The organism is Caballeronia novacaledonica, assembly GCF_900258035.1.
In the GTDB taxonomy this organism is placed as follows: domain Bacteria; phylum Pseudomonadota; class Gammaproteobacteria; order Burkholderiales; family Burkholderiaceae; genus Caballeronia; species Caballeronia novacaledonica.
In genome coordinates this window covers 13,078-24,753 of the sequence record NZ_OGTP01000024.1, presented here as the reverse complement: position 1 = coordinate 24,753, position 11,676 = coordinate 13,078, and the positions used below count along the sequence as shown (strand labels likewise).

Below are 11,676 nucleotides of genomic sequence, written 5' to 3'. Positions count from 1 at the left end.
CGACCTAGGCAAAGCACCGATTGCGCGCAGGCCCTATAATTCGGCGTTTTGCGTCAACGGAATCTCTTACCCAGTGCCTGCTTCTTCCGAGACTCTGCTGGAGCTACGCGACGTCGATTTCGGCTACGGCGACCGGCTCGTACTGTCGAACCTGAACATGCGTTTTACGCGTGGTCAGGTGGTTGCGGTCATGGGCGGCTCAGGCTGCGGCAAAACCACGACCCTGCGGCTGGTCGGCGGCCTCGTGAAGGCGAGCCGCGGCCAGGTCATGTTCGACGGACAGGACGTCGGCACGCAGACGCGCGAAGGTCTGTACGCGCTGCGCCGCAAGATGGGCATGCTGTTCCAGTTCGGCGCGCTGTTTACGGACCAGACCGTGTTCGAAAACGTGGCGTTTCCGCTGCGCGAGCACACCGATCTGCCCGAAGCGCTGATCCGCGATCTCGTGCTGATGAAGCTGAACGCAGTCGGTCTGCGCGGCGCGCGCGATCTCGCGCCGTCGGAAATTTCGGGCGGCATGGCGCGCCGTGTGGCGCTCGCCCGCGCCATCGCGCTCGATCCCCAGCTTATGATGTACGACGAACCGTTCGCGGGCCTCGATCCCATTTCGCTCGGCATCACGGCGCAACTCATCCGCACGATCAACGACGCGCTCGGCGCAACCTCCATTCTCGTCACGCACGACGTGCCGGAATCGTTCGCCATCGCCGACTACGTGTATTTCATCGCGAACGGCGGCATTCACGCCGAAGGCACGCCGGCGCAACTGCGCGCGTCGCAAGACCCGACCGTGCGCCAGTTCATCGACGGCACGCCGGACGGCCCGTTCAAGTTCCACTACGCGGGCACGCCGCTCGCCGCCGATTTCGGCATCGGAGGGCAGGCATGATCAGCGCGCTCGGACGCTGGGTGCTCGATGGCTTCGGCACCGCCGGCTACGCGACGCGCATGTTCCTGCGCCTCGTGCTCGAATTCTTCCCGCTGTTGCGGCGCCCGCGTCTCGTCACGAAACAAGTTCACTTCGTCGGCAATTATTCGCTCGTCATCATCGCGGTGTCGGGACTGTTCGTCGGCTTCGTGCTCGGCTTGCAGGGCTATTACACGCTGAGCCGCTATGGATCGGAGCAGGCGCTCGGCCTGCTCGTCGCGCTGTCGCTCGTGCGGGAGCTCGGGCCGGTCGTCACGGCGCTGCTGTTCGCGGGGCGCGCGGGCACGTCGCTCACCGCCGAAATCGGGCTGATGAAGGCGGGCGAGCAACTCACCGCAATGGAAATGATGGCGGTCGATCCGCTCAGAGTGGTCGTCGCGCCGCGCATGTGGGCGGGCATCATCGCCATGCCGGTGCTGGCGGCCATTTTCAGCGCGGTCGGCATCATTGGCGGCTATGTCGTCGGCGTGATTCTGATCGGCGTCGATCCGGGCGCGTTCTGGTCGCAGATGCAAGGCGGCGTGGATGTGTGGCGCGATGTCGGCAATGGCGTCATCAAGAGCATCGTGTTCGGCTTCGCGGTGACGTTCATCGCGCTGTTCCAGGGCTACGAAGCGAAACCGACGCCGGAAGGCGTGTCGCGAGCGACGACGAAAACCGTCGTGTACGCGTCGCTGGCCGTGCTCGGGCTGGATTTCCTGCTGACCGCATTGATGTTCAGCTAATGGACCAAGCGCAGGCGCCGGGCAAGGCGCGGGCGTTGTGAAGGGCACAGACCGTCACGCGCCATCTGCGAAAAGATTCTCTTTGGGAAGACGATGAAAAAGACTGCTCTCGACTTTTGGGTCGGCCTCTTCGTGGTGCTCGGTTTCGTGGCGCTGCTCTTTCTCGCGCTGAAGGCGGGCAACATGAGCTCCCTGTCGTTTCAGCCAACGTACGCGGTGAAGCTCAAGTTCGACAACATCGGCGGGCTCAAGGCGCGCGCGCCGGTCAAGAGCGCGGGTGTGACGGTCGGGCGCGTCGGCGGTATCGGCTTCGATCCGCACACCTATCAGGCCGTCGTCACGATCGATATCGACAAGCAGTATCAGTTTCCGGAGGACTCGTCCGCGAAGATTCTGACGTCGGGTTTGCTCGGTGAGCAGTACATCGGCCTCGAGCCGGGCGGCGACGAACAAATGCTGAAGAACGGCGACACCATCACGATGACGCAATCGGCCGTGGTCCTCGAAAACCTGATCGGCCAGTTCCTCTACAACAAGGCGGCGGATTCCGGCGCCTCGAAATCACCGGCGGCGCCGGCAGCGCCCGCGCCCGCACCGGCTTTCCCGGGCGCGGCGAGCGCAATGGGCGCATCGGGTGCGGCCGGGGCGAACGCCGCCTCGGCACCGGCTCAATAAGGAGAACACCATGCGGGCGATGGGGATGCGGCGCGCAATCATCGTGGCGGGCGCGGTCGCGCTCACCGGCTGCGCGACGGTAACGACGCCGACCAAAGGGGACCCGTTCGAGAGCTACAACCGCACGATGTTCACGATCAACGACAAGGTCGATCAGTACGCGTTGAAGCCGGTGGCGAAGGGTTACGTGTGGGCCGTGCCGGAGCCGGTGCGCAACAGCGTGACCAACTTCTTCTCGAATATCGGCGACGTCTACATTGCCGCGAACAATCTGGCGCAGTTGAAGATTGCGGATGGCGTGTCGGACATCATGCGCGTCGCGATCAACACATTGTTCGGCGTCGGCGGCCTGTTCGACGTCGCGACCATCGCGAAGCTGCCGAAGCACTCGGGCGATTTCGGCCTGACGCTCGGCCACTATGGCGTGCCGTCCGGCCCGTATGTCGTGCTGCCGCTGCTCGGGCCGAGCACGGTGCGGGATTCGGCGGGTCTCGTCGTCGACTATTTCGGCAATCCGCTCACCTACGTCAGCCCGGATTCGGTGAGCTGGGCGCTGTATGGCGTGAACCTCGTCAATATCCGCGCGAATCTCCTGGGCGCGACCGATGTGCTCGCCGATGCCGCGCTCGACAAGTACTCGTTCGTGCGCAACACGTATCTGCAACGCCGTCAGTATCTGATCTCCGGTGGCGAAAGCAGCATGCCGGATTACGGTGAAGCGCCGCTGCCGAACTACAGCGACGAGGGCGCGGCTGCTCCGGAAGGCGCATCGGCAACGGCGGCGCCGGCGGCGGGAGCGGCGCCTGCTTCGGGCACGGCGGCTGCACCTGCTCCGGCGAGCGGGCCGAGCAACACGGTACCGGGAAACCAGTACGTTCCGCCTAACTTCCCTTCATTCCGCTTGCGTTGAGCGGGTTTTCGCTAACGCGCGGTAACATATCTAACGACGTTTCTTACGCTTTGGCCGCCGTGCCGCCTGAACTCGGAACAGGCGGCGCGCTCAAACCGAAGCCTTTACTTTTGCGGGATCTGTGATGAAAAAACTTCTACTTCTTCCCCTCTTCGCGATGTTCATGGCGGTTTGCGGCGCGGCGTCGGCGCAAAGCGTCGATTCGAGCTCGCCCGACACGCTGATCAAGACGGTGACGCAGCAAGTCCTTGACGACATCAAGTCGGACCCGAAGATCCAGTCGGGCGATATCAACAAGATCACCGAACTCGTCAACCAGAAAATCCTGCCGTACACGGATTTCACGCGCACGACGCGCCTCGTGATGGGCCGCAACTGGAACTCGGCGACGCCGGAGCAGCAAAAGCAGATCGTCGAGCAGTTCAAGATGCTGCTGATCCGCACGTACTCGGGCGCGCTCGCTCAGGTGCGCAACCAGACGGTCCAGTACAAGCCGTTCCGCGCGAATCCGGAAGACACCGACGTCGTGGTCCGTTCGGTCGTGATGAACAACGGCTCGCCGGTCGAACTCGACTATCGCCTGTACAAGACGGCGCAAGGCTGGCGCGTGTACGACATCAACGTGCTCGGCGCGTGGCTGATTCAGGCTTATCAGCAGCAGTTCAACGAGCAGATCTCGCAGAACGGCGTGGGCGGTCTGCTGCAGTTCCTGACGCAGCGTAACCAGCAGCTCGCGGGCGGCAAGGCATCGTGAGCACAGTGGCCACGGGCGGCCGTTTCCAGACGGCCGCGACCCTGACCCACGAGAGCGCGAAGGCGGCGCTCGAATCGGGTCTGTCGCGCATCGCAGCAGGCGCGACCGAAGTCGATTGCGCGCCGCTCACGCGCTTCGACTCCTCCGCGCTCGCCGTGCTGCTCGCATGGCAGCGCGCCGCGTCCGCGCGCGGCGCCGCATTGGGCGTCGTCAATCTTCCTTCCGGGCTCGTCAGTCTCGCGCGAGCCTACGGCGTCGACACGCTTCTCTCGTTCCGACATTGATCCTGTTCTGACTCCGCGCAGAACGGCGGCAGCACGCTTCGCTGCCGCAATCAGGATCGCTCCGAAGTCGGCTCAAGCCGCTTTGCCCTATAATCAAACGTTTTTTTCGGGCCCGAACCCGGCCCTTTTTGGTCCAGGCCCGGGTCCGTGAAGCGAAAATCCGCACATTCGAGGCGCGGCCGTGCGCGGCGCGCGCACTGTCTACATGTCAGCCATAGAAATCCGAAACGTCAGGAAGCGCTACAAGGATCTCCAGGCGCTCAAAGGCGTGAGTCTCACGGTGGAAGAGGGCGAGTTCTTCGGCTTGCTCGGTCCCAACGGCGCGGGCAAAACCACGTTGATCAGCATTCTGGCCGGTCTGGCGCGCGCCGATAGCGGCACGATCTCCGTGCGCGGCCACGATGTCGTCAGCGACTTCCGGGCGGCGCGGCGCGCGCTCGGCGTGGTGCCGCAGGAATTGGTGTTCGATCCGTTCTTCACCGTGCGCGAATCGCTCCGGATTCAATCGGGCTATTTCGGCTTGCGCAACAACGACGACTGGATCGACGAGGTCATGGCCAATCTCGATCTCACCGAAAAAGCCGACGTGAACACGCGCGCGCTGTCGGGCGGGATGAAGCGCCGTGTGCTCGTCGCGCAGGCGTTGGTGCATCGTCCGCCCGTGATCGTGCTCGACGAGCCCACCGCCGGCGTCGATGTCGAATTGCGGCAGACGCTCTGGAAATTCATCTCGCGACTGAATCGCGAAGGTCACACGATCGTGCTGACGACCCACTATCTCGAAGAAGCCGAATCGCTGTGCCATCGGCTCGCGATGCTTCGTCGCGGGGAAGTCGTCGCGCTCGAACGCACGAGCACGCTGTTGCAGCGTTTCTCGGGCATGCAGTTGTATTTGCGTCTGTCGAACGGCGCGTTGCCCGCCGAATTGCGCGCGCTCGAAGTCGATCCGCACGCGGTGTCGGGCACGCAGCACTTGCTGCGCCTCGCGAGCTACGACGAAGTCGAGCCCATTCTCGCGAAATGTCGCGCGGCAGGCTGCACGTTCGACGAAATCGAAGTGCGCAAGGCCGATCTGGAAGACGTGTTCGTGCAGGTGATGAACGAGCCGGAAGTGGTCGAGGGGCTTTCATGAGCGGTTTCCAGACGTTGTTATACAAGGAGCTGCTGCGCTTCTGGAAGGTTTCGTTTCAGACCGTGCTCGCGCCGGTCGTTACGGCGCTGCTGTATCTGACCATCTTCGGACACGCGCTGTCGGGGCACGTGCAGGTGTATCCGGGCGTCGGTTACACGAGCTTTCTCGTGCCCGGCCTCGTGATGATGAGCGTGCTGCAGAACGCGTTCGCGAACAGTTCGTCGTCGCTGATCCAGTCGAAGATCACCGGCAATCTCGTATTCGTGCTGCTCCCGCCAATCGCGCATTGGGAAATGTTCTTCGCGTACGTGCTGGCGTCGGTCGTGCGCGGGCTGTGCGTGGGCTTTGGCGTGTTCATCGTGACGATATGGTTCATCCCGATGTCTTTTTCCGCGCCGTTCTACATCATTGCGTTCGCGATCCTCGGTTCGGGCATTCTCGGCACGCTGGGTCTGATCGCCGGCATCTGGGCCGACAAATTCGATCAACTGGCCGCGTTTCAGAACTTCCTGATCATGCCGCTCACGTTTCTTTCCGGCGTGTTCTACTCGACACATTCGCTGCCGCCCGTGTGGCGCGCGGTGTCGCATCTGAATCCGTTCTTCTACATGATCGACGGCTTTCGTTACGGCTTCTTCGGCCTGTCCGACGTGAATCCGCTGGTGAGTCTCGGCATCGTCGGCGGATTTCTGGCCGTGCTGGCGCTCGTCGCCGTGCGTTTGCTCGCGAGCGGCTACAAGCTGCGTCACTAATTCAAGGAGACTTCCATGTTGCCGACTCCGGAGCAAGTGAAGGACTACATCGCTGGCGGCTTGTCCTGCCAGCATCTCGAAGTGGAAGGCGACGGCCAGCACTTTTTCGCGACCATCGTGAGCGATGCGTTCGTCGGCAAGCGTCTGATCGCGCGTCATCAACTGGTTTATGCGGCGCTCGGCGAGCGCATGCGCGAGGAGATTCATGCGCTCAGCATGAAGACCCTCACCCCCGACGAGTGGAAATCGGCCTGAGTCCACCCGGCGAAGCCAATCAGGTCACACGACTCAACTTACGTAACACCGGCATCACCGGCAGACAAAGGCAGTAAATAGTGCGATTCATTCAAGACAACCGTGGCGCCGAAAACGGCTCCGCAGCAGGAAGCTCGGTCGAAGGACAAGCAATGGACAAATTGGTCATCACGGGGGGCACGAAGCTCTCTGGCGAAATCACCGTATCGGGCGCGAAGAACGCGGCTTTGCCCATTCTTTGCGCGAGTATTCTCACCGCGGACGACGTCCATCTGTCGAACGTGCCGAATCTTCAGGACGTGCGCACGATGGTCAAGCTGCTGCGCCAGATGGGCGTGCAGTCCGAAGTGTCCGGCGACGGCAGCGTGAACCTCAACGCGTCGAAGCTCGACAAGTTGATCGCGCCGTACGAAATGGTCAAGACGATGCGCGCGTCGATTCTCGTGCTCGGTCCGCTCGTCGCGCGCTTCGGCGAGGCGAAGGTGTCGCTGCCCGGCGGCTGCGCGATCGGCGCGCGTCCGGTCGATCAGCACATCAAGGGCTTGCAGGCGATGGGCGCCGAGATCAACATCGAGCACGGTTTCATCGAAGCGCGCGCGAAGCGTCTGAAGGGCGCGCGCATCATCACCGACATGATCACCGTCACCGGCACCGAAAACCTGCTGATGGCGGCGGTGCTGGCCGAAGGCGAGACGGTCATCGAGAACGCGGCGCGCGAACCGGAAGTGAGCGACCTCGCGCATCTGCTCGTGAAGATGGGCGCGAAGATCGACGGCATCGGCACGGACCGTCTGGTGATTCAGGGCGTCGACAAGCTGCATGGCGCGAAGCACGACGTCGTGCCGGATCGCATCGAGGCCGGCACGTTCCTGTGCGCGGTCGCGGCGGCGGGCGGCGATGTCACGCTGCGTCGCGTGAGCTCGCATCTGCTGGACGCCGTGACGGCCAAGCTGCGCGAAGCGGGCGTGAGCATCGAGGAAGGCGACGACTGGATGCGCGTGCGCATGGACAAGCGCGCGGCCGCGGTGAATATCCGCACGTCCGAATATCCCGCGTTCCCGACTGACATGCAGGCGCAGTTCATGGCGCTGAACACGATCGCGAACGGCACGTCGCAAGTGGTCGAGACGATCTTCGAGAACCGCTTCATGCACGTGCAGGAACTGAACCGTCTCGGCGCGCACATCACGATCGACGGCAATACGGCGCTCGTCAGCGGCGTCGAGAAACTCTCCGGCGCGAAGGTCATGGCAACCGATCTGCGCGCGTCCGCGAGTCTCGTGATCGCGGCGATGTGCGCGGACGGCGAAACGCTGATCGACCGCATCTACCATCTGGATCGCGGCTACGACCGCATGGAATCGAAACTGACGGCGGTCGGCGCGAACGTGCGCCGCATCAAGGGCAGCGGGAGCGAGCAATGAGCTCGCTGCCGCAGACTTCGTCGTCGGTCGAGCGGAGCGCGCCCCTCACGCTCGCGCTGTCGAAAGGGCGTATCTTCGAGGAAACGCTGCCGCTGCTCGCCGCCGCCGGCGTGCAGGTGGCCGAAGATCCGGAGAGTTCGCGCAAGCTGATCCTGCCGACCACGAACCCGAATCTGCGCGTGATCATCGTGCGCGCGACCGATGTGCCGACCTACGTCGAATACGGCGCGGCTGATTTCGGCGTCGCGGGCAAGGACGTGCTGATCGAGCACGGCGGCAGCGGTCTGTATCAACCTGTCGATCTGGACATCGCGCGTTGCCGGATGTCGGTGGCCGTGAAAAACGGTTTCGACTATGCGAGCGCGGTGCGCCAGGGCGCGCGCCTGAAGGTCGCGACAAAGTACACGGAAACGGCGCGTCAGCATTTCGCGGCGAAGGGCGTCCACGTCGATCTGATCAAACTGTACGGGTCGATGGAACTCGCGCCGCTCGTCGGCCTCGCGGACGCAATCGTCGATCTCGTCAGCTCGGGCGGCACGCTGCGGGCGAACAATCTGGTCGAGGTCGAAGAAATCATGCAGATTTCATCGCGGCTCGTCGTGAATCAGGCGGCGCTCAAGTTGAAGCGCGCGGCGCTCAGGCCGTTCCTCGACGCCTTCGAGCGCGCCTCGGCGGCAACGGGAAATTAGGCGAGCCGCACGACGCGGCGCGCCATCAGCAAAACGGAAAACCAGCATGTCTATCAAGATTCGCAAACTCGATTCCAGCGCCGATGGTTTTCACAAGGCGCTGCGTGCGGTTCTCGCCTTCGAAGCGAGCGAGGACGAGGCAATCGAGCGCTCGGTCGCGCAGATTCTCGCGGACGTCAAAGCGCGCGGCGATGCGGCCGTGCTCGAATACACCAACAAGTTCGATCGTCTGAAGGCGGACAGCGTCGCGGCGCTCGAATTGCCGCTGTCCGAAATGGAAGCGGCGCTCGAAGGGCTCGAACCGAAGCGCCGCGCGGCGCTCGAAGCGGCGGCGGCGCGTGTGCGCGGCTATCACGAGAAACAGCGCATCGAGTGCGGCAGCCATAGCTGGCAATACACCGAAGCAGACGGCACCGTGCTCGGCCAGAAAGTCATGCCGCTCGATCGCGCGGGCATCTACGTGCCCGGCGGCAAGGCGGCGTATCCGTCGTCGGTGCTGATGAACGCGATTCCGGCGCGCGTCGCGGGCGTGAAGGAAATCGTGATGGTCGTGCCGACGCCCGACGGCGTGAAAAACCCGCTCGTGCTCGCGGCGGCGCTGCTCGGCGGCGTGGATCGCGTATTCACGATCGGCGGCGCGCAGGCGGTCGGCGCGCTCGCGTACGGCACGGAAAGCGTGCCCGCGGTCGACAAGATCTGCGGTCCGGGCAACGCGTATGTCGCGTCGGCGAAGCGCCGCGTGTTCGGCACGGTCGGCATCGACATGATCGCGGGGCCGTCCGAGATTCTGGTCATCTGCGACGCCACCACCGACCCGCGCTGGGTCGCAATGGACCTCTTCTCGCAAGCCGAGCACGACGAGCTCGCGCAATCCATCCTGCTGTGCCCGGACGACAACTTCATCCAGCGTGTCGAGGATGCGATCATCGAACTGCTTCCGTCCATGCCGCGCCGCGACGTCATTCAGCGCTCGCTCGAAGATCGCGGCGCGCTCATCAAGGTGAAGGACATGGAGCAAGCGTGCGCGATCGCGAACGAGATCGCGCCGGAGCACCTCGAAATTTCCGCGCTCGATCCGCATCAGTGGGCCGCGCAGATTCATAATGCCGGCGCAATGTTCCTCGGCCGCTACACGAGCGAAAGTCTCGGCGACTACTGCGCCGGTCCGAACCACGTGTTGCCGACTTCACGCACCGCGCGCTTCTCGTCGCCGCTCGGCGTCTACGATTTCATGAAGCGCTCGAGCGTGATCGAAGTGAGCGCGGACGGCGCGCAGACGCTCGGCGAAATCGCCGCGGAACTGGCGTACGGCGAAGGTCTGCAAGCGCATGCACGCAGTGCGGAATACCGGATGAAAAACGTCGGCTGACATCAGCCGGACCGAATGAACGAGGCGGCCTGAGAGCCGCCGCCTGACCGGCGAGAGAGACGCCGGGAAATCATGACGACAAAACAAGACATTATTCGTCCCGACGTCCTCGCGATGACGAGCTATCCCGTGCCCGACGCCACGGGTCTGATCAAGCTCGACGCGATGGAAAATCCCTACAGTCTGCCCGCCGGTCTCGCCGAACGTCTCGGCGCGCATCTCGCGGGCGTCGCGCTGAATCGCTATCCGGCGCCGCGCCCGGCGGATCTTCTCGCGAAGATCAAGCGCACGATGAAGATTCCCGATTCCTGCGACGTGCTGCTCGGCAACGGCTCGGACGAACTCATCAGCATGATGTCGGTCGCGTGTTCGAAGCCGGGCGCGAAGGTCGTCGCGCCCGTGCCGGGCTTCGTGATGTACGAAATGTCGGCGAAATTCGCGCATCTGGAGTTCGTCGGCGTGCCGCTGAAGCCGGACTTCACGCTCGACGCCGACGCGCTGATCGCCGCCATCGACGAACACGCGCCGGCGCTCGTGTACCTCGCGTATCCGAACAACCCGACCGGCACGCTCTACGGCGACATCGACATGGAGCGCGTGATCGCCGCGGCGAGCAAGAGCCTCGTCGTGATCGACGAAGCGTACCAGCCGTTCGCCGGCAAGAGCTGGATGCCGCGCGCGGCGGAATTCGATAACGTCGTCGTGATGCGGACCGTCTCGAAGCTCGGGCTTGCGGGCATTCGTCTGGGCTACATGGCGGGCCGGCCGTCGTGGATCATGCAGTTCGACAAGGTGCGCCCGCCGTACAACATCAACGTGCTGACGCAGGCAACCGCCGATTTCCTGCTCGATCACCTCGACGTGCTCGACGCCCAGGCCGCCGATCTGCGCGCGCAACGCGCCGCGCTCGCGCGGGAAGTCGCCGCGCTGCCCGGCATGACGGTCTTTCCGAGCGCGGGCAATTTCCTGCTCGTGCGCGTGCCGGACGCCGCCGTTGCTTTCGAAACCCTTCTGACTTCGCGGGTTTTGATAAAAAACGTGGGTAAAATGCATCCATTGCTAGCCAATTGCGTGCGTTTGACGGTCGGAACGGCCGAAGAAAACGCGCACATGGTCGCGGCGCTGAAAAAGCTCGCACCGAACTGAACCCCCACTCTCGAAAAGTCTCAAGGAATCACCATGCGCATTGCGGAAGTCGTTCGCAACACCAGCGAAACGCAGATCCGTGTGAAGCTCGATCTGGACGGCATCGGCAAGCAGAAGCTCGCCACCGGCGTCCCGTTCCTCGATCACATGCTCGATCAGATCGCCCGTCACGGGCTCATCGATCTCGACATCGAAGCGCATGGCGACCTCCATATCGACGATCACCATACCGTCGAAGATACCGGCATCACGCTGGGGCAGGCGGTGGCGAAGGCCATCGGCGATCGCAAGGGCATTCGCCGCTACGGACATTCGTACGTGCCGCTCGACGAAGCGCTGTCGCGCGTCGTGATCGACTTTTCCGGCCGCCCGGGTCTCGAATTTCACGTGCCGTTCACGCGCGCGCGCATCGGCACGTTCGACGTCGACCTCACCATCGAATTCTTCCGCGGCTTCGTGAATCACGCCGGCGTCACGCTGCATATCGACAACCTGCGCGGCATCAATGCGCATCATCAGGTCGAAACCGTGTTCAAAGCGTTCGGCCGCGCGCTGCGCATGGCCGTCGAAATGGACGAACGCGCGGCGGGGCAGATCCCGTCCACCAAGGGCAGTCTCTGATCGACACACGCT

General features: G+C 63.5%; 14 protein-coding genes. All 14 read left to right on the top strand.

Annotated elements, in window-relative coordinates; genetic code table 11:
- The first annotated feature begins 73 nt into the window (after positions 1-73).
- The 14 genes from NOV72_RS25865 to hisB all read left to right on the top strand — a co-directional run bounded on the left by NOV72_RS25865 (position 74) and on the right by hisB (position 11,664).
- Positions 74-889 carry an ABC transporter ATP-binding protein gene (locus NOV72_RS25865; protein ID WP_106857410.1) on the top strand — a complete coding sequence of 272 codons (816 nt, stop codon included), beginning with the start codon at positions 74-76 and terminating at the stop codon, positions 887-889.
- Positions 886-1,653 (top strand): lipid asymmetry maintenance ABC transporter permease subunit MlaE, encoded by a 768-nt coding sequence (mlaE, locus tag NOV72_RS25860; RefSeq protein WP_106857409.1) that lies wholly within the window; start codon positions 886-888, stop codon positions 1,651-1,653. Before NOV72_RS25865 ends, mlaE begins: the two co-directional genes overlap by 4 nt.
- A gap of 93 nt (positions 1,654-1,746) precedes the next feature.
- Positions 1,747-2,328: an outer membrane lipid asymmetry maintenance protein MlaD gene (mlaD, locus tag NOV72_RS25855; RefSeq protein ID WP_106857408.1), complete on the top strand. Its 582-nt coding sequence runs from the start codon at positions 1,747-1,749 to the stop codon at positions 2,326-2,328.
- Positions 2,329-2,338: 10 nt separating this feature from the next.
- Positions 2,339-3,238: an MlaA family lipoprotein gene (locus tag NOV72_RS25850; RefSeq protein ID WP_106857407.1), complete on the top strand. Its 900-nt coding sequence runs from the start codon at positions 2,339-2,341 to the stop codon at positions 3,236-3,238.
- 124 nt (positions 3,239-3,362) lie between these two features.
- Entirely contained in the window at positions 3,363-3,992 is a 630-nt protein-coding gene (locus NOV72_RS25845) for an MlaC/ttg2D family ABC transporter substrate-binding protein (protein ID WP_106857406.1), read from the top strand.
- Positions 3,989-4,276: an STAS domain-containing protein gene (locus NOV72_RS25840; RefSeq protein ID WP_106857405.1), complete on the top strand. Its 288-nt coding sequence runs from the start codon at positions 3,989-3,991 to the stop codon at positions 4,274-4,276. Before NOV72_RS25845 ends, NOV72_RS25840 begins: the two co-directional genes overlap by 4 nt.
- Before the next feature lie 205 nt (positions 4,277-4,481).
- The gene (locus NOV72_RS25835) at positions 4,482-5,408 is read left to right on the top strand and encodes an ABC transporter ATP-binding protein (protein ID WP_106857404.1); all 927 of its coding nucleotides are present in this window, start codon (positions 4,482-4,484) and stop codon (positions 5,406-5,408) included.
- Positions 5,405-6,160, top strand: coding sequence for an ABC transporter permease (locus NOV72_RS25830; protein WP_106857403.1), 756 nt, complete (start codon positions 5,405-5,407; stop codon positions 6,158-6,160). Before NOV72_RS25835 ends, NOV72_RS25830 begins: the two co-directional genes overlap by 4 nt.
- A gap of 15 nt (positions 6,161-6,175) precedes the next feature.
- Entirely contained in the window at positions 6,176-6,415 is a 240-nt protein-coding gene (locus NOV72_RS25825; protein ID WP_035506651.1) for a BolA family protein, read from the top strand.
- A gap of 152 nt (positions 6,416-6,567) precedes the next feature.
- A complete protein-coding gene (murA, locus tag NOV72_RS25820) occupies positions 6,568-7,839 on the top strand; it encodes a UDP-N-acetylglucosamine 1-carboxyvinyltransferase (RefSeq protein ID WP_106857402.1) in 1,272 nt (423 codons plus the stop codon).
- Complete coding sequence (hisG, locus tag NOV72_RS25815; protein WP_106857401.1) at positions 7,836-8,528, top strand: ATP phosphoribosyltransferase; 693 nt, start codon at positions 7,836-7,838, stop codon at positions 8,526-8,528. The genes murA and hisG overlap by 4 nt, the downstream gene beginning before the upstream one ends.
- A 46-nt stretch (positions 8,529-8,574) precedes the next feature.
- Complete coding sequence (gene hisD, locus NOV72_RS25810) at positions 8,575-9,897, top strand: histidinol dehydrogenase (RefSeq protein WP_106857400.1); 1,323 nt, start codon at positions 8,575-8,577, stop codon at positions 9,895-9,897.
- Positions 9,898-9,969: 72 nt separating this feature from the next.
- Positions 9,970-11,043 carry a histidinol-phosphate transaminase gene (gene hisC, locus NOV72_RS25805; protein ID WP_106857399.1) on the top strand — a complete coding sequence of 358 codons (1,074 nt, stop codon included), beginning with the start codon at positions 9,970-9,972 and terminating at the stop codon, positions 11,041-11,043.
- A 33-nt stretch (positions 11,044-11,076) separates the two neighbouring features.
- Complete coding sequence (gene hisB, locus NOV72_RS25800) at positions 11,077-11,664, top strand: imidazoleglycerol-phosphate dehydratase HisB (protein WP_106857398.1); 588 nt, start codon at positions 11,077-11,079, stop codon at positions 11,662-11,664.
- The last annotated feature ends 12 nt before the right edge of the window (positions 11,665-11,676 follow it).